Origin of the sequence: Fibrobacter sp. UWH9 (assembly GCF_900129715.1) — a bacterium.
Lineage (GTDB): Bacteria > Fibrobacterota > Fibrobacteria > Fibrobacterales > Fibrobacteraceae > Fibrobacter.
On the sequence record NZ_FQWP01000001.1, the window covers coordinates 312,924 to 332,280 of the forward strand.

Sequence of the window (19,357 nt, forward strand, 5' to 3'; positions counted from 1 at the left end):
GCACAAGATAAAATTATTTCTTCTTGCGTGATTTGAAGTCTTCGACAATCGGTCTGATGATCGAGGCTAGATTCATTGCCGTTCCGATAAGAATCAGGGCTGATGCTGCATGAAGGCCGATTCCCGGTTCTACCTTAAGTAGGGGAATGCCCATGGCTGCGTTTAGTTTACTTAGCTGGGCGACAAAGGCCCACGAGGCGACCATGGTAAGCATGCCGATTGTGATGGAGCCTAGCGGGGTAATCAAGGCGAACGCTGCTGCCAGGACCGCTCCGACTAATAAGGCGTAAAGTACTGGCATGGTAGGTAACTTTGGAAACTCGGGTATGGTCTCCTTGAACTTGTCCATAGCCTTGGGATTACCGGCCTGCATTTTCTTCAGGGTGCCAAGAGCCGGTTCTTTCAGTTCTTGTTCCAGGTCGAGACCTGTGGCAAGCTCATAGAGGGTCGGCTCTGCGATGACCTTGTCGTCATTGCAGGATACGTTAGCCATAGGCATCAGAAAGGCAAGGATCACCAGCAGGTAGGGGATGGCTGTGATTTTCTTGAAGAATCTCATCTCTCTGCTGTTGCGAGTTTCAGACTTTGTCATTTACTACCTGCGAAAGGTGTCCAGGAGGTTTCTCCGCCTAGAGCGTTATTCATGGTCTTTTCGGGTTCGGTTGCGGCGGGGGCTGCATCGACTTCGCGCATATCGAAGATGCTTCTGGAAAATGCGCAACGGAAACCGATTGCGTCAGACCAGTAACGGGGGTCTTCATCATCGCGTTCGGTCAGGTTCAGAACGGATTCCTTGTCTTTCCAGGAACCACCCTTGTAAACCTTGTTGGAGCCCATCATGGAACCGGTGGGGTTAGAATCTTCAACCCAGAACGAGAACATGGAGTAGCTGTCGAGAGTCCATTCTGCCACGTTACCGGACATGTCGTAGAGTCCCCATTGATTGGGCTTCTTTGAACTGACCGGCTGGGGACCGTAGTCAAAACTGCTCTTGCCTTTCTTGTAGGAATTGTCGCGATAGACAGCATAGATGTTCACGTTGGGATTTTCATCTAGATTCCACAGGGAGCCTTCGTTGTTGTCGGCTCGGCCTGCAAATTCCCACTGGGCTTCAGTGGGCAGGTCACCACCAATAGCCTGGCAGAACTTGCGGGCGTCTTCCCAGTTGATGTTGTGTACCGGTTTGCGGGGGGCCAGGAAGGTGGAACGGTCTTCAATTCTCTGGGTGGAGTCGATCTTGGCCATGACTTCCTTGAACATCTGCTGCGTCACTTCAGTGGTGTGGATGGCGAAAGGAGACATGCTAACGACTTTGCCGTAATAACGAAAGGCCCCCGAGTCAATGAGTGCCACGGAGCCACGGATCTTGTCTCTGATAATGCGGGGAGCGTTGGCGTTGACTTCTAGATGGAAGCCTTCGTCGGCCTTGGCGGTTTCAACCTTGCGTTCCTCGCTGATTTCCTGAGGAGGAGGTTCTATGGGGCGGTTGAGCCAGTCCTGGACTTCGGTCATATCGAAGATGTAGCCCGGCAGTTCAAAACTACCGTGGCTGGGCAGGATGTTCTTATCTATTTCCAGTTCCAGCTTTGAGTAGCGATACTGGTAGCGACCTTTGAGCAGGCCTTCCTGGTAATGCCAGACGGGCTTGTTGTTTTCGAGGGTGATGATGGCGCGGACGCTGGCGCCTGCAACGATCATGGCGTAAAGAGAATCGGGAGTGTATCCGTCTACATAGCCGTTCCAGGAAACGTCGTAACGTTCATGGTCCTTGCCCAGAAAAACTCGGATGCCCACGACGGCCTTTTCGTTTGTTGCAGGGTCAATTCCGTAAACCGGTTCCATTTTCGAAGGGATCATGGCTCCTCGAAGAGGGAGGGCCTGCAGGCTGTCCAGCTTACGACGGAGGGCCTTGTTTACCAGTCTAGCGGGACCCATCTTGCTGGAACGCCATAAGTCTAGAGCTTCAAGACGCTTCTGCTTGAATCTTACCATGTAGTCGTGGTAGGGCTGTTCGTCTTCGGCGATGTTCAAGGTCAGGGGACGCCTGGGGGTGGGGTAAATCTTTGAAAATTCGTTTGTGTCTACCAGGTCTACGTTACGCTGCAGTTCGTATGTGAGCTTATCGTACAGGTATTCAGTCTGTTCCAGAGTCCTGGCTGCGGCAACGCTATCTAGGGTGACGGTTGTCTTGGGCGGATTGATGGCTGTGGTATCAACTGCGATCAATTCCGGTTTCAGTTCCACAACACTTCCGCTAGGAACATAAACGGCGTCTACATAGGGGAGGTAGTCCGGAGCGCTAAAGGCGAAGGCGTACATACCCGGCTTGACAGGGTAGATTCTGGAAGGTACCGAGTCCACCATCTTGATGGTGATGGATGTGGTCTGCAGGTCCTTTATTGGAGAGCTGATATTGATTACGCCGGGAAGGTCCGTTTCCTTGAGCATCTGCCAGCGGTCATTCTTGCGGAAGAACAGCTTGGGGACGCGGGGAGAGTATATGTATTCCTTGTCAAAGTAGATGTCTGATTCATCCTGGAATGCCTTGGTGTTGGAAGAACCGTAAAAACGCATACCGATGACTTCGGAGGATTTCAGGTAATTTTCCTTAAGGCTGAAAGCGTGGAGTCGGGTAAAGTTGTTGACATCCAGCTGACCAGAGAACCAGTGGTATTCCTTGGGACCCTTTTTCTGACGGAGGTAGATGGTGTTGGACTTAAGAGGAATGGTCGGCGTTTCAGAAATGGAGAGCCCGCCTTCACGCACGATGGGCATGTCTGCCACTTCATGCATTCCTACGCCTTTCTTGAACAGGTTGGGAGCAATCTTGTAGTTGCGGTCACTGTCTGCCATGGAGAGTGCTGGGAGCAGCATCAAGAGCGGCAAACAGCGGGCGCACAGGTGTGAAAACTTCATATTTTCTCCTCTAATCAAAGCTCTTTTAGGGATGTTCTAAAACATCGCAATTTTATTACATAAAAATAACTTTTTTGTGTAAAATCATAAAATGAGAGCTCTAATTTCTATTCATTAATGCCCATTTCCAACAAATGTCCGCCTTCAGATCCGCCTACGGGGCCCAATTCCACCTTCCAGTCGGCCAGACGGATAATGTCGGGGTGGTGCTCGATGACGATTACCGTGTCGCCACGGGCAGAAAGTCTGCGTAGCAGGTTCCATAGAATCTGGATATCTTTTAGGTGGAGGCCGGTGGTGGGTTCGTCTAACAGGTACACCATTTCGGTGGCGGGACGTTTGGCCAGTTCCGCTGCCAGTTTTAGGCGTTGTGACTCGCCGCCGCTGAGGGTGGTTACGGGCTGTCCTAACTTGACGTAGGGTAAGCCCACATCACGGAGGCATTCCAGCTTGGGCAAAATCTTGGGTTGGTCCTTGAAGAATTCACAGGCTTCGACCACGCGCATGTCCAGGACGTCGGCGATGTTCTTCCCCTTGAAAGTGACGGTTAGGGTTTCCTGGTTGTAACGCTTGCCACCGCAAACTTCGCAGGGTTCCCAGATGTCTGAAAGGAAGTGCATTTCTACGGAGATGGCGCCTCGCCCTTCGCAGGCTTCGCAGCGGCCTCTGGCCAGGTTATAGCTGAATCGGCCATAGTCAAAGCCCTTGACCTTGGACTGTTCCAGCTTGGCGAACAGTTTGCGGATATCGTCGAATACGCCGGTAAAGCTGGCGGGGGTACTGCGGGGAGTGCCCGAAATGGGGCTCTGGTCTACCAGAAGTACTTCCCCAGTTTGCTTTTTCTTTCCGCGGGCCTGGAATTTTTTCTTGAGGGCGGGGTAAATCTCGTCCATGACCAGGGAACTCTTGCCGGAACCGGAAACTCCGCAGACCACGCTGACGGCGCTCTTGGGGAACTTTACGGAAAGGTTCTTGAGGTTGTTGTGGCAGAGACCGCTAAATGTATAGAATTCCGTGGAGTCGGTAATGCGGATGGGGGCCACTTCGTTGGCCACGGGGGTTTGGTGGGTTAGGAACTTTACGGTTTCACTGCGGGGGAATTGCTGCAGGGCGTAAGGCTTGGCCAGCAAGGTGGGGGAACCTTCGGCTACCACTTCGCCACCGAAGTCGCCTGCGCCAGGACCCATATCGATAATGTGGTCGGCGGCTTCCATCATCTTCTGGTCGTGTTCAACAACCACCAATGTGTTGCCCAGGTCGCGGAGTCGGTACAAGGTGTCTAGCAGTTTTGCGGTGTCACTTTCGTGAAGACCGACGGTGGGTTCGTCCAGAACGTATAGCACACCTTCTAGGCCGCTGCCGATCTGGCTTGCTAGGCGGATACGCTGGGATTCGCCACCGCTCAGGGTGTCGCCGGCGCGGTCCAGGCCGATGTATCCCAGACCCACAGATTTCAGGAAGTCCAGGCGGCCGATGATTTCACGGAGCAAGGGCTCTGCTACGGTGCGCTTGCCTTCGGCGTTCTTGTCGTTGTCGAAGTTCACGTTGGCGAACCAGTCACGGGCATTGGCGATACTCATGTGATGAACGTCCATGATGTTCTTGCCGTTGATTCGTACGGCAAGATATTCCGGCTTTAGACGTTCTCCATGGCAGCTGGGGCATTCCTTGGGGGAGTCCTTCTTGCCGTCTTTTAGGTAACCAAGGCCAAGGCAGGTTTCGCAGGCACCCCAGTGGGTGTTGAAACTGAAGAACTTGGGATTCAGGGCGCTGTCCATGTACCAGCCGCATTCAGGGCAACCCGGTTTTTCGCTGGCGGAAAGACGTTCTTCCCCTTCGCAGTCCATGTACAGGATGCCGTTCCCGTCGCGGTAAGCCCTTTCAAAGGCTTCGACCAGTCGGGCTCGGTTATCTTCCTTGACGACAACCTGGTCCACAATGGCCAGCACCTGTTTTTCGCGGGTGGGAATCTTGGGCAGCGGCAATTCTACCAGCTGGTCGCCCATGTACACCTTGCGGTATCCCTTTTCTGTCAAAATTTTTGAAAGTTTCAGGATGTCCTTTACCTGGAAGGGGGCGAGGACGGTAACCATCTTGTTCAGGTCGCGGCTGAAGGCCAATTGGATCAAGTCGCCGGCGGCATAGGAATCCACGGGCTTGCCGCAATGGAGGCAGTGGGGCGTACCTGCGCGGGACCAGAAAATACGGAAGTAATCGTAGATTTCGGTGAGGGTGGCCACGGTGCTGCGAGGGCTCTTGCTGGCGCTTTTCTGGTCGATGGCGATGGCGGGGGCGAGACCTGTAATGGAATCGATGCTTCCGCGGTCGGGGCGGCCCAGGAATCGTCGGGCGTAAGTGCTGAGGGTTTCCACAAAGCGGCGCTGGCCTTCGTTGAACAAAGTATGGAATGCCAGGCTGGATTTTCCGGAGCCGCTAACGCCTGTTACCACCGTCAGTTTGTGGCGGGGAATGGTAACGTCAATGTTCTTGAGGTTGTGCTTGCGGGCGCCTCGAACTTCGATGTCAAGGGAAGGGCCGTCAACTCCCGCCTTCTTGGCGGCTGCGTTATAGATGGCGCGGTTTTCGGCAACGGCTCCCATCTGGCTGACAGGAACGTTCTCGCCGTGTTTTTTTGCCAGTACCGGAGCCAGGTAGCGGCCTGTTTCTGACTTCTTGCATTTGGCGATTTGTTCCGGTGTGCCGGTGGCGATAATCTTTCCGCCGTGAATGCCTGCATCGGGGCCCAGGTCGATAATCCAGTCGGCGCACTTGATTACGTCAAGATTGTGTTCGATAATGATGACGCTGTTGCCCAGGCTGCGCAAGCGGTTCAGACATTCCATGAGCTTGCGGATGTCTTCGAAATGGAGACCTGTGGTCGGTTCGTCTAACAGATAAAGGGTCTTGCCGGTACCGGGCCTGCGCAGTTCAGAAGCGATCTTGATACGTTGTGCTTCGCCGCCGCTCAAGGTTGTGGAGGGCTGTCCTAAGGTCAGGTAACCAAGGCCCACTTCGCAAAGCAGATTCAGCGGCTGGGCGATTTTGGAAATGTCCTTGAAAAATTCTGCGGCTTCGCTGATGCTCATGTCTAGAATTTCGGAAACATTCTTGCCCTTATAATAAACTTCGCGGGTGGCGTCATTAAAACGCTTGCCGTTACAGACTTCGCAGGTCACCTGGACAGAAGGCAGAATGTGCATGTCCACTACTTTTACGCCGGCACCTTCGCAGGCATCGCAGCGGCCGCCTTTCACGTTAAAGCTGAATCGGCTCTTGCTGTAACCGCGGATCTTGCTTTCTTCCATGCTGGCGAAAAGGTCGCGGATGTCGTCCCAGATTTTTGTGTAGGTGGCAGGATTGCTGCGGGGGGTGCGGCCAATGGGTGTCTGGTCGATTTCAATGACCTTGTCGATATTTTCGAGGCCTTCCATGTGGTCGAACTTTCCCACAGGTTCTTCGGAGTTGAAGAATACGCGGGCCAGTTCACGACGCAAAATCTGATTAACCAAGGTGCTCTTGCCGGAACCCGAAACGCCGGTTACCACCGTGAGGGCGCCGTCCAGCGGAAATTCCACATCGATGTTTTTCAGGTTGTTCTCGGCGGCTCCGCACACCTTCAGTTTCGGGGTGTCCTTGGTAATTTTCTTCCGTTCTGCAGGAATCTCGATTGCCTTACGTCCGCTCAGGTATGCGCCTGTGAGAGAAGCTTTATTCTTTTCTAGTTCATCAACGGTTCCTGCGGCGATGATTCGTCCGCCTTCTACACCGGCGCCGGGGCCCACGTCAATGACGCAATCGGCGTGACGCATGGTGTCTTCGTCGTGTTCCACCACAATCAGGCTGTTGCCCTGGGCTCTCAAATGTTCCAGCATTCCCAGCAGCTTGTCGTTGTCGCGGGGGTGCAAACCGATACTGGGTTCGTCAAGAACGTACAGCACACCTTGAAGCCCGGCGCCCACAGCACTGGCCAGGCGAATTCGCTGAGCCTCGCCACCGCTCAAGGTAGAGGCCTTGCGAGAAATGTTCAGGTAACCAAGACCCACCGCATTCAAGAAACTCAGACGGCCGCGAATCTCCTTCAGCACTTCCTTGCCGATTCGCAATTCCTTTTCGCTCAACTTCAAATTGTCGAAAAATTCTACAGACTTTTCTACAGACCAGTCGGTCAGTTCCGTAATGTTATGACCGTGAAAATCTACGGCGTTGGCGATGGGGTTAATGCGGGTGCCCTTGCATTCGGGGCAGACTCCAATTTCCATGAACTTGCGGAAGTGGAAAATATGCCACATGTCCCACAGTTCCTGCATGATGCTGATGACGCCTCGTTCGCTGCCGCTAGGAGTGCCGTACAGAATGGCATCCTGCTGTTCCTTTTTCAGCTTGTTCCAAGGCGTGTCAAACGTAAACTTCATTTCGTTGGCGATGGTTCGCAAGTTGCGCCAGCCGAAATCGCTAAAGATGATATTGCCATCGTCCTTCTTCTGGCAGGCTAGGGCTCCCTGCTTCAAGGACAATGTCTTGTCGGGAACTACCAGATTTACGTCGAACTTGCAGCTTTCTCCGAGACCGCGGCAAGCGGGGCATTGCCCCTTGGGATCGTTAAAACTGAAGAATCGCGGTTCCAGTTCCGGGATGGAGATGTTGCACTTGGGGCAAGCTAGCAGCGTACCCTGCAGACGGTATTCCTCGGCGCCGTTCGCACCAGAAACTTCTGCAGAACCCGTTGCACCGGTAGCACCGAACAAGAAACTCACCAGTTTACCTTCGGTCAACTTTAACGCCCCTTCCAGGGCTTCGCGGAGGCGGCTCATGTTCTTGCGTTCTAGAACTAGGCGGTCAATCACCGCTTCGATGGTATGCTTCTCGTATCGCACCAATTGCGGCACTTCTTCAATTCTATAAATCACCCCGTCTACACGGGCGCGAACAAAGCCCTTCTCCTTAAGCTCTGCCAGCTCCTTGCGGTATTCGCCCTTACGTTCCTGTACAATGGGGGCCATGACTGTCAGCTGTTTTCCTTCGTCCCCGGCATAGAGATTATCAACAATCTGGTCTACCGTTTGCGCCTGGATCACGCGTCCACACTTAGGGCAATGAGGCACGCCAAGGCGTGCAAAAAGTAGGCGGTAATGGTCCAGGATTTCTACCACTGTTCCCACGGTACTACGTGGGTTTCGGTTCACCGTTTTCTGGTCGATGCTGATGGTGGGAGAAATGCCGCGGACACTTTCCACTTCGGGGCGCTTCATCCGTCCAATAAACTGGCGGGCATAAGCTGAAAGGGATTCCACGAAACGACGCTGCCCTTCCTGGAACACCGTATCGAAGGCCAGGCTGGATTTTCCCGAGCCCGAAACGCCGGTGACGACTACGATGGAGTCGCGGGGAATGGATAGACTTACATGTCGGAGGTTATGCTCGTGAGCGTCGCGGATGTCGATGGACTTTGTCATACCTCAAATATAGTGAACATTTGAATAGAAATCAATGACTTGTGGGCTAAATAAGCCATATTGGATAATGGAAATTGAAGACTTGATGGATCATTTTAATTGTTTGAATGTATCATTAGTATTATGGATAATGTAGAGCAGAACAACGAACGTGAAATGCTGGAGCTGGTCTTGCAGGCGACGGCGTCTTCTTACGTGTCGATGCATATCTTGAACATGCTGGACTTTACCTTTGAACCGGTTAAGACCACGCCGAATATTGATGCCATTATTCAAAAATTCGGTAATCAAGATATTCGAAGACTCCTTCCCTTTGTTCTGGGTATTTTGACAGACCCGATTTCTAGGAACGAGGTGTCACTGTTTAGTGATATTGAAACCCTAGATGAAAGGTTGAAGGACGTCAATCAGATTGCTCTTGAGTTTCTTAGCTGTACCATGGGTTGGTGCCGTTGTCGATTTATTGCGGTGACCAGGCAGGCTAACGGACTTCTGGAAAAGGTTCTGTGTGTTGTAGAAAATATCGACCAGACCCGAAGGGAAAGCTACCTGCAGGTAGGAATCATCAACGTTCTGGCTGAAAACTTTACCAATATCTTTACCGTAAATGCCAAAACCCGTGAGGCTCGAACCTTCCGATATTCTGAAAAGGCCGTGGGTGTTCAGCAGACCATACAGAATGCTCCCCTTTACGAAAACATTATGGGGGCTTACATCCAGAACAATGTTTATGAAGCAGATCGAGAAGACATGCTTAAGACATGCGAGTTCAGCAACCTGGTAAGAGTGATGCGTGAGGAGGGAACATTCTCCTATCATTATCGTATGGTGTTGAATGGGGAACCGCACTTCTACCTGTTCAAGGCGGTTCGACTTGGCAACGCCGAAAATTTTGAAGTGATTGTCATCGGTGTCGCTTGTGAAGACGAAGCAAAGAAGCAAGAGGCTTTGCTAGAAGAGTCCTTGAGAGTTGCAGAACAAGCCAACAAATCCAAGAGTACCTTCCTCTTCAACATGAGCCACGATATCCGAACGCCCATGAATGCCATTCTGGGTTTTGCAAACCTCTTGGAAAAACATAGCGACGATCCTGAATTGATCAAATCCTATGCCAATAAGATCAAGGGCGCTGGGTCCTATCTGCTGAACCTCATTAATGAAGTTCTTGAAATGGCGCGAATCGAAAGCGGAGCCACATCCGTGAACGAAAAACCGACAAATCTTTTCGACATTGCGTCGCAGATTAGAGCGGTCTTTGATGAAGAATATCGCAAGAAAAAGATTGTGGTGACAGATGAAATTTATCCCGATCATCCTTACGTTCTTTGCGATATGACCAAGATTCAGGGAATTCTGCTGAATGTGATCAGCAATGCCGTCAAGTATACTCCCGAAGGGGGCCGTATCAGGATTTCTGTCAGGGATTACCCCCATGAACAGGAAGGGATTCGCCTGTTTGAAACTATTGTGGAAGATTCAGGAATTGGAATTTCCGAGGATTTTATTCCTCATATTTTTGATAGTTTCTCTCGCGAAAAGAGCGTTACCGAAAACCGTATTTTGGGCACTGGCCTGGGAATGGGCATTACCAAGAAATTGGTTGACCTGATGAACGGATTCATCAACGTGGAAAGTCAATTAGGTAAGGGTACAAAAATATCAATCAAGGTACCTCTAAAGGTTATTGATAAATTTGAATGCTCGCAGAAAGAAAATGCAGACCTTGATGTATCTCGCCTAAAGGGAATGCGAATTCTTGTGGCTGAAGATAACGAACTGAACCGTGAAATTGCCGGTGAGCTGTTGCATGAAATGGGCTTCGAAGTTGATTTTGTAGAAGACGGAGTCAAGTGCGTTTCTGTTGTTCAGAACCTAGAGCCTTTTAATTACGATTTTATCTTGATGGATGTTCAGATGCCTCATATGGATGGCGTCGAGGCGACCCGACGTATCCGCAATATGACGAATCCTGCCAGGGCGAGCATCCCCATTATCGCTATGACCGCAAATGTCTTTGACGAAGACCGTAAAAAAGCCTATGATGCGGGTATGAACGGCTTTACCTCAAAACCCATTGAGTTGGATAAACTCTACAGAGAAATCGTAAGAGTTCTGGGCAAGTAAAAAATGAGGCTGGATTACCACCAGTCCTCATCATCGTCGTCATCTGAAGTTGTGTTGGCGGCAGTATTTACTGCTGGAATAGAACTTGCTGCAACGGGAGTGTGGGTTTCTGAGCTATCGGCTTCTTCGCTGTTGGTTGCGGTGTTGCCTGATTCCTCGTCGTTTTGCACTTCGTTATTCGTATCTTCGTCGTTGTCTTCTGTACTGGGAGTTTCTTGAGATTTCTCCGCTTCTCTTAGGGCACGGATTCTGGCAGCCTCGATTTTTTTACGGCGTCTTTCCCGGATTTTGGCCTTGACGAATTTCTTTGCCTTGTTGGCTTCTTCTATCTGGACTTCGCTGACGGTAGAGTCGGCCTTGGCTTGATCAACTTGTTCTATGGTGGACCTGGCGTTCTGACCAAAGTCTGGCTTGATGTTTCCTGAAATGGCGTGTACGCAGAAAATGATGAATAGGGTGGCTACCACGTAGAATACTAAGCTGTGTCTGTGGGGAATGTTTTCTGCATTCCTGCTTCTCTTGGTGGTAAAGATGTTCATGAATTCTGTAATCACGTCTAGGAACAGACTTTGGTGTTTGGCGTTGACTTCACGGCATCGCTTGTTCCAAACGAAACCGTCTAGGATGAGGGAGGCGAATACGGCGATGGGAATGACCCAGGTGGCTTTAGAATAATTGATGAATAGGGTGGTGAAGAGAACTGCCAAAGCGATCTTGATGCAGTTTAGGAACGCTACGAAATTTCGGTAGAAATCAGGAATGGAGGAGTCTGATTCTCGACGTAGAGCCCATTCTAATGTTGTGAGAGTGACTGTAAGAAATCCTAGAACCGCAATGACGCCTAAAATGGCGAAGTATAGGATTTCCATGGTGAAGCAGTAACCTACGGCGTTGGCGTCGCAGACGGCTCCAGTATTCTGGAAGATTAGTTTTCCCGTAGCATCGACAGTGTGCAGGAATACATAGGCCAGAACCATGAAGATGCTGAACAGAATGGCAAATAGCTTTAACAAAAGGGTGGAACCCTTTTCTTCTTTAATGAACACTCCGACTACCTCCAAACAGGTTTGTTTCAATGATAGCAAAAATACATATGAAATGTGATTTTTATCACTAGTTTATGCAAAACAAAAGTAATTTGTAAGAAATGGAGCCTAGGGGATGGATGTCAGATATAAGTTGCCAGATGTTAGATACAAGATGTGAGTTGTCATAATCGCGCCGGAGGCGCTAGAGATAGATATGAGTTATTAGATATGAAATATTGGATGTTTGGTATGAAACTGCTAACTATAAACGAATTGATGAATTCAATTAATTCATATTTCGTATTTCATAATTGAAAAAAGCCCGCAGTCGAGAAACTGCAGACTTCTTTAATCTTTCAGCTATGCGCTTTAAGCTAACTACACGTTGAAGCGGAACAGCATGATGTCGCCGTCCTGCACCACGTATTCCTTACCTTCGGTGCGGAGCACGCCTGCTTCCTTGGCGGCGTTCCAGCTGCCGTACTTTTCGAAGTCGGCGAAGGAGAGGGTTTCTGCACGGATGAAGCCGCGTTCGAAGTCGGAGTGGATGACACCTGCGCACTGGGGAGCCTTGAAGCCTGCTTCAAAAGTCCATGCACGGCATTCCTTTTCGCCTGCGGTAAGGAAGGTACGGAGGCCGAGAATTTCGTAACCCTTACGGACAACGGCGTCCAAACCGGATTCCTGGAGACCCAGATCCTTCAGGAATTCCACCTTGTCGGCGGGATCCATCTGAGAAAGTTCTTCTTCGATCTTGCCGCTGATCATGATGACTTCGTGACCGTTCTTGGAGGCGTAATCCTTGAGGGCGTCCACGTAGGCGTTGCCGGTCAGGATGTCGTCTTCCTTCACGTTGGCACAATAGAACAGGGGCTTTGCTGTGAGGAGTGCCAGATCCTTGATGACCTGGTCCATTTCTTCGCTGTCGCCGATGAGACCGCGGGCGGCCTTACCTTCCTGGAAGGCGTCGCGGAGCTTTTCGCAAGCGGCCAGACGTGCCTTGGCTTCGGCACCGCCCATACGGGCGTTCTTGGCTTCGGTGGCCAGGCGTTTTTCAACGGATTCCAAATCCTTCAGGATCAGTTCGGTTTCGATGATTTCAACATCGCGGACCGGATCCACGGAACCATGGACGTGAACGATGTCGCCGTCGTCGAAGCAACGAATCACTTCCATGATAGCCTGGCATTCACGGATGTGGGTCAGGAACTGGTTGCCAAGGCCTTCACCCTGGGCGGCGCCCTTTACGAGACCTGCGATATCGACGAATTCGGTAACGGCGGGAACGATAGACTTGGGATTATAAACTTTTACCAGGGCGTCCAGACGTGCGTCGGGAACGTTCACCATACCTACGTTGGGATCGATGGTGCAGAAGGGGTAGTTGGCGGCTTCGGCGCCGGCGTTGGTGATTGCGTTAAAGATGGTGCTCTTGCCCACGTTGGGAAGACCTACGATACCACATTTAAAACCCATGATAATCTCCGTTTATAACTGCCGGAATGTTCCGGCTTAATTTTTTGCGATGTAAAGTTAGTAAAAAGGGGATGCCGAGAGGTGGTTAAAAAGCTAAATTTGCGGGCCGAAAAAGGTGATGTATGGCTACTGCTAAAAATATGGATTTGCTCTCGGGCTCGATTTGGGATAAGATCCTGAAGTTTGCCGTGCCCTTGGCTGCCAGTTCCATTTTCCAGCAACTTTTTAATTCTGCCGATGTGGCAGTTGTGGGTAAGTTCGCTGGCGATGCGGCCCTTGCCGCGGTGGGTGCCAATACCTTCGTCATCAACCTCATGGTGAACCTTTTCGTGGGCCTCTCTATCGGGGCCAACGTGGTGGTGGCCAACGCTCTTGGAGAACGCAGCTCCCGATCTGTTTCGCGAGGGGTTCACACCGCGGTGGCGGTTTCCGTGGTTTGCGGTATCCTGCTTGCCTTGATAGGGTTGTTCTTTGCCCGACCGATTCTTACGGCAATTTCTACTCCGTCAGACATCCTCGATGATGCCGTTTTGTATTTCCGGATTTATTTCGTGGGTATGCCCTTCATCATGCTGTACAATTTCTGTGCGGCGTTGCTCCGTAGCAAGGGGGATACCAAACGGCCCTTTTATGTGCTTCTGGTGGCCGGTGCCATTAACCTGCTTTTGAACATTGTGTTCGTGGTGGGGCTCCACATGGATGTGGATGGGGTGGCTATCGCAACGGTCATTTCCAACGTGATTAGTTCTGTTACGTTGTTGTATTTTTTGAAGACGGAAACGGGACCTTTCAGATTCCAATTCTGGAAACTTAGGGTGACTCCCTTTGTGCTCGGCCGCATGATCCGTATCGGGTTGCCGGCGGGTGTGCAGGGAGCGGTATTCTCCTTCAGCAATGTGTGTATCCAGTCGGCGATAAACACCTTGGGTTCTACGGCGGTGGCGGCTTCGGCGGTGGCCATGAATCCGGAGCTGATTGTGTATTTCTGGCTCAATTCCTTCGGCCATGCCTGCGTTACTTTCGTGGGACAGAATTACGGCGCCCGCAACTTGGATCGTATCCGCAAGACGGTTCGCTGGACCTTGTTGCTGTCGGGACTTTCCACTTTTACCCTTGGTGCCTTGGTTAGCATTTTTTATCACCCGATTCTTTCCATTTTTACCAATGACGAAAGTATTGTGGAAACGGGAGCCTTCCGCGTGTATATCGTAATTGGTCTGGAATTCATCAACGTGCTTATTGATGTGTGCTCCGGAGCCTTGCGTGGCATGGGCAAGTCCATGTTGCCTGCGCTAATTTGCGTGTTCGGTATTTGCGGTGTGCGTATTTTTTGGGTGTTCGCCATGTTCCCCAAGTTCGGTACTTTTGCCTCCCTTATGGTGTGCTATCCCTTGAGCTGGATCACTACGGGGACGATTTTAGTGCTTGTATACCTGCGTTTTATAAGGAAAACCAGACTAGAGTGGTCTAAGGATAAATAGGCAGTTTTATATATTTCTCCTTGATGAAGAAATTTATACTCACCGCATTTTCGGCCTTTATGGGCCTGACCGCCTGTGTATACGAGCCCGAACAATTTGACGGAGACTCGGGTAAGAAGTCGTCTACGGCAACTTCCGATATTGGAAATCTGTACCCTATTAACGAGGGAAAGCAAATCTGTAACGCCTCTGTTTCGCAGGATACCGTCAATTATCCAGGTTCCATGTTGTGGCTGAACTTTGGTGGCAAGCTGAACGTGATTGCGTCGGACTCCCAGTATACGACTTCAGGTGTGGTGCAGCACGACCGTCTTACGGTTTCCGATACGTCCAATACGGTTCGCTGGTACTTGATGCGTGATACCGCTGCAGGTGAATGCCAGTTTCAGGACCCCGAATGGAGTACCCATGCTAACTTTATCGTAGCTCTCCGCGCTTACGACAAGAGCGGTAGCAAGTCTTGCGAAAATCTAGATTACGGCATCTTTGCCGCCCGTATGCAAGACAAGAAAAAGTTCTGGTTCTACGAAAAGAATATCGGCGAATTTGCAACGCCCCATGTGTGGGTCTCTCCGGATGCCGTGGTAGATACTACTGCTGATGCATCTACGATAAAGGGATTCTTTGGCACTGACGATGTGCGTCTTGTCTATGTCAATGGCAACAACGAAATCGTATTTGTAGATCTGTCTTCTGGTGATTTGAAGAAGGCTGTTTCTAAGGCCAAGACCTTGAAGAAGCCCGCTGGTGTGGATGGCTGGATGATGGATAGCCCCCTGATTTCTCCGGATGGTCGCTTTGTCGTTTATAACGTAGTGAATTCTTCTATGAATGGTTGGAATTCCTATGTGCAGGAATTGTCTGAAGATTCTAAGCCTATCCAGATTCCTGTGACTGAAGGTATGATGGGTTCTCCCGCCCAACCTCATTGGTTCAAGTACGGAGAACGTGTTTTCGTGACTTGGGCAGAGTTCCCCCAGGGTGCTCAGTTTGTGAACAAGAATGACTTGACCGATGTTTCTGCCCAGGATGGTTCCGCAGGCCGTACAGCCATGCGCGAGGTTTCCTTGAATGCAGGCGCTCCTGCAGACTTGCAGATTTTGTGGGGTAATGACATTTACGAATTGACTTCGGTTCCCATGATTGGCGGTCGTTCTCCTGATGGCTACTTCCTGACTACAGGAACGAACCGTGCCTATGTCTTGCAGCTTCCGTAAGGGTTCCCTATGAAGATGAATTACAGAAACATTTGCGGAATGGCTTTTGCCGTGGTGGCGGGAATTGCCGCCTTTGGTCTTGGTTTTAGTGGACCTGTAGAAGTTGCTACCCCCTGGGAATCCATCGGCGGTTGCGGTGCTGGCGGTTCTGGCGGCGGCTCCGGTGATGGTATCAAGTGGATTGGCCAGGGAGTATCTGGTGGCTATCTTGAAACGGAAGTTTTTACCAAATATAATGTGGGACAGAACTTCTCCGGCATGACTGTGTCCCCTCACTTTTCCATTAAACCCACCTGGTCAACTAAGTTGGGTGTGACGGTTCCCTGGATGAGCCATCAGGGTGAAGTCCAGTATCGTAGCAACCAGATTCCGACGGACCGTACCACGGGTGGTATGGGTGACGTTTCCTTTGACTTTAGCAAGACGATTGGTAGTGGTGGTGCCGCTTCCCTAAGTGCAAGTCTTACGATTCCCACGGGGCAGTACGACATCAAGCGCGGTACCGATGCTTCTGAGGAAATTCTGCCTAGCAGTTTCCAGAAGGGTTCTGGCCTATACAGTCTGACCCTGGGCTGGGATTATAGCCGTGATACCGACAAGGGCATCTGGCTTTATGGTTTGAGTTATACTCATCCTTTTGCCATGCATCCCTTCTCCGGCGAAAATGAATTTAACGATACCTATTGGAAGGATCTGGATCATAGCGGAAAACGTTTTGATTATCGATTCAAGTTCTACGGTGAAAACGATCTGGGCGCCTATACACCGCCCTCTGTTGGAGGCTCTGTTGCCTATGGTTATCGTGGTCGCCCGGGAATTGTGCAGTCCTTCGGTATGAGTTTCTCTGTGCCTCTGGGCGTTGCCTGGATTTCTTCTGAAAAGGCAGGAACTTATGATCCTCGTCCCGATCCGGATCATCAGGCGTGGTCTGTGGCTTTTGCTTACGGCATTGAATTTTCGAACTCGGATTTCCCGGTGTATATCGGATTCTCCCTGCCGCTCCATGACAAGAGCAATGCTGCCGATCCCAAGGATGAATACGACGAGAGCCCTATGAAAAAGTGGGACGCCCCTGACTGGGATGACTTTGGACAGCAATGGACTATTGCTGTAGGCATTAAAGGAAGTTTCTTCTAAAAGACGCAAGGCAAACTTGCAAAACACCGATTTACAAAAGTCCGCGCAAAATGCTCGGGCTTTTTTTGTGTGAAAAAGTAAATTGCCTACCCAGAAATTTCTGAGTATTAAATGCCCCGATATTTTTGAATTACGCAAGGGGGAGGGCCCCCTTGCATCATCTTACGCGCGTGGGTGTGTTTTTTTGAAGGCTTCGCGGAGGCGTTCTGCGCTAACGTGGGTGTAAACCTGGGTTGTGCTGATGCTTTCGTGCCCCAGCATTTCCTTGACGCTCATGATTTCGGCTCCGTTTTCCAGAAGGTGGGTGGCGAAACTGTGTCGCAATACGTGCGGGCTGGCCTTGCCTTCCCATCCGATGTCACGGAGCAAATCGTGAATGTCCTTGCGTAAGATTACCACATGGATGGCGCCGCCGTTCTTGGACTGGAATACAAATCCCGTAGGGGTAGGGGACATCCCGTTTTCAATTTCGGCTTGTTTGAACATTCCGATGTATTTGAGCAGAGATTCTGTGATGGGGACGATTCGTTCCTTGCTACCCTTACCGATGACGCGTACCGTATGCTCTGTTTCTGAAATCTGGTTCCAGTGCAAACTTTGACATTCGGAAATTCGCAGGCCGGAACCGTAAATCAGTTCCAATAAAAAACGGGCGCGAACTTGTTTGTAAGTCGGATTTTCAAGTTCAGGAAACTTGGTTTCGTCTAGATCTTTCTGACTCAGAAAATTTACCAGGCGTTTGGGCTTCTTGGGCATGGGTACATTTCCGGCAGGATTGGTCTTGAGGACCATGGAACGTACTAAGTATTTGCCGAAGCTTTTTAGGGCTGCGAGGTGTTCGCAGATGCTGGCGGGGGCTAGCCCCTGCTTCTGTTTCATGTCCCAGACGAACCCCTTGACGTTTATTTCTGTAAAGTCTTCTAGGGTAAGGTTTGCGTTTTTACCATTGGCGTCCAGGAACGTGCGAAATTTTTCTAGGGAATGACCGTAGGTTTCGACGGTCATCTTGGCGAACTTGCGCTGGTTTTCCAGATAATCCAAGAATTTGACGAAGTAATCCGAGAGGTTCATGCCCTTGTTGTCCTAATGATCCCATTAAAGTGAGAAGTTCTTTGTCCGCGACACAAAAATAATCTATCTTGTGTGTCAAGTTATGGCAATGGCAAAAAAATATTCGTTCCGTGGTCTGGTTAGTGCTCTCCTGGTTGTATTGGGGACGGTTTATTCCTATGCTGCGGATCGTGTCGTTGGGGCCAATGCCTCCCTGGATGTGGAGCCCGGAGCTCGTTCTGCGGCGTTGGGTTCTGCGACTATGGCTGTGGATGGCGACTACCTGGGTCTGCTTTCCAATCCGTACCAACTGGCCGACATGAATTATGCCTGGGGCAGTTTCTCCCATACGGAGTACTACGAAGATACCAAGTATGATTTCGCTTCTGCCACCATGCCCCTAGGGAATGGTCTTGGCCTGGGCGTGGCTTTTGCCCGCTATGGCGCAGATGACATTCCTTACATCAAGGATGGGGAACCGCTGCCTGAAGGTTCGGACTACAATACCCTTTCTATTGCCGACTACGTCTTTTCTGTTTCTGTGGGTAAGCGCCTGACGGATAGGCTTTCTCTTGGTGTAAGTTTCCATGGTCTGTACCGCGAACTGGACCAGACGGGCTACGGCTTCCGTGGTGACGCGGGACTCCGTTACCGGGTTGTAGACAACTTTGTTCTGTCTGGACTTTTAAAAGGATGGACTTCTTCGGCGGCCTCCTGGGAATCCGGAGAAGTCGAATACAGTGCGCCTGAACTCTACCTGGCTGCCAGCTATGGCATTGACGTGCCTTACCTGTATGGCAAGCTGAACTTCTATTGGCAGGGGGCAGGACTTCTGCATCATGAAGCTCGCGAAATGGATTTTAACGAAGATAATGACGGCGATGGCCGTATCTGGGATGATCCTCTGGCTTGGCTCTCAGGTGGTCGCGGCGGTCTGGAATTTACCTTTGACTTCGGTCTTTCGTTGCGTGCAGGTCTTAGCAGCTTTACCACCTTCCAGAGTGTAACTGCTGGTGCAGGTCTTACAATTGCCAAGTTCCTTAAGGTGGACTACGCCTTTGAATCCCACCCGGTGCTTTCTCCTGTGCATCGAGTCAGCTTCAGCTTCAGCCCCTACCTGTTCTCTAGGAAGCCTAAGGACGGAACTCCCGAAGCACAGATTCGCAAGCGCGCGGTCCTGACCGAGGAACCGGATGATTTTGTAGATGGTGCCGATGACGTGGAAGGTGCTGCCAGTGCTGAATCCTTGGCGGCGGAATCTGCGGGAACTGCAGTCGCTTCCGAGTCTCAGGGGGCGGGACTGACTGAAAAATCGTCGGAAGTATCTGGGCAAACTGCCGAGGAATCGTCTGCAGAAAAGCCTACAGAAAAAAGAGCTGGCGTTGAATCAAGGCCTGTTTTTGTAGAAACGGACGACGAAATTCTCGAATAGAGGGGTTCTAGGTATCATTTTTTTAGTGAGTTAGCTCACGGGC

Annotated in this window: 11 protein-coding genes; 5 read left to right on the forward strand and 6 right to left on the reverse strand. The window is 50.8% G+C overall.

What is annotated here, in order from left to right:
• Positions 1–13: 13 nt before the first annotated feature.
• The 3 genes from BUB94_RS01440 to uvrA form a co-directional block, all read right to left on the reverse strand.
• Positions 14–592, reverse strand: a complete 579-nt coding sequence (locus BUB94_RS01440; protein WP_073155744.1) for a hypothetical protein — start codon at positions 590–592, stop codon at positions 14–16.
• Positions 589–2,916, reverse strand: a complete 2,328-nt coding sequence (locus BUB94_RS01445; RefSeq protein WP_073233599.1) for a formylglycine-generating enzyme family protein — start codon at positions 2,914–2,916, stop codon at positions 589–591. Before BUB94_RS01445 ends, BUB94_RS01440 begins: the two co-directional genes overlap by 4 nt.
• A gap of 107 nt (positions 2,917–3,023) precedes the next feature.
• Complete coding sequence (gene uvrA, locus BUB94_RS01450; RefSeq protein WP_073233601.1) at positions 3,024–8,369, reverse strand: excinuclease ABC subunit UvrA; 5,346 nt, start codon at positions 8,367–8,369, stop codon at positions 3,024–3,026.
• Positions 8,370–8,492: 123 nt separating this feature from the next.
• Between uvrA and BUB94_RS01455 the strand changes: the two genes are divergently transcribed.
• Positions 8,493–10,493 (forward strand): response regulator, encoded by a 2,001-nt coding sequence (locus tag BUB94_RS01455; RefSeq protein WP_139260095.1) that lies wholly within the window; start codon positions 8,493–8,495, stop codon positions 10,491–10,493.
• A gap of 14 nt (positions 10,494–10,507) precedes the next feature.
• Here BUB94_RS01455 and BUB94_RS01460 read toward each other — a convergent pair whose 3' ends face one another.
• The gene (locus tag BUB94_RS01460) at positions 10,508–11,539 is read right to left on the reverse strand and encodes a hypothetical protein (protein ID WP_073155754.1); all 1,032 of its coding nucleotides are present in this window, start codon (positions 11,537–11,539) and stop codon (positions 10,508–10,510) included.
• Between the two features lie 360 nt (positions 11,540–11,899).
• Positions 11,900–12,997: a redox-regulated ATPase YchF gene (gene ychF / locus BUB94_RS01465; RefSeq protein WP_073155757.1), complete on the reverse strand. Its 1,098-nt coding sequence runs from the start codon at positions 12,995–12,997 to the stop codon at positions 11,900–11,902.
• Between the two features lie 122 nt (positions 12,998–13,119).
• Here ychF and BUB94_RS01470 point away from each other — a divergent pair, with 122 nt between their 5' ends.
• Genes BUB94_RS01470 through BUB94_RS01480 form a run of 3 tightly spaced genes read left to right on the forward strand, consistent with a single transcriptional unit; the run spans position 13,120 to position 16,832 of the window.
• Positions 13,120–14,478 (forward strand): MATE family efflux transporter, encoded by a 1,359-nt coding sequence (locus BUB94_RS01470; RefSeq protein ID WP_073155760.1) that lies wholly within the window; start codon positions 13,120–13,122, stop codon positions 14,476–14,478.
• A gap of 23 nt (positions 14,479–14,501) precedes the next feature.
• Positions 14,502–15,695 carry a hypothetical protein gene (locus BUB94_RS01475; RefSeq protein WP_073233612.1) on the forward strand — a complete coding sequence of 398 codons (1,194 nt, stop codon included), beginning with the start codon at positions 14,502–14,504 and terminating at the stop codon, positions 15,693–15,695.
• Positions 15,696–15,704: 9 nt separating this feature from the next.
• A complete protein-coding gene (locus BUB94_RS01480; RefSeq protein ID WP_073155766.1) occupies positions 15,705–16,832 on the forward strand; it encodes a hypothetical protein in 1,128 nt (375 codons plus the stop codon).
• 162 nt (positions 16,833–16,994) lie between these two features.
• Here BUB94_RS01480 and BUB94_RS01485 read toward each other — a convergent pair whose 3' ends face one another.
• Positions 16,995–17,903, reverse strand: a complete 909-nt coding sequence (locus BUB94_RS01485; protein ID WP_073155769.1) for a tyrosine-type recombinase/integrase — start codon at positions 17,901–17,903, stop codon at positions 16,995–16,997.
• 88 nt (positions 17,904–17,991) lie between these two features.
• On the opposite strand from BUB94_RS01485, the gene BUB94_RS01490 reads away from it, so the two are divergent.
• Entirely contained in the window at positions 17,992–19,314 is a 1,323-nt protein-coding gene (locus BUB94_RS01490) for a PorV/PorQ family protein (protein WP_141099779.1), read from the forward strand.
• Positions 19,315–19,357: the final 43 nt, after the last annotated feature.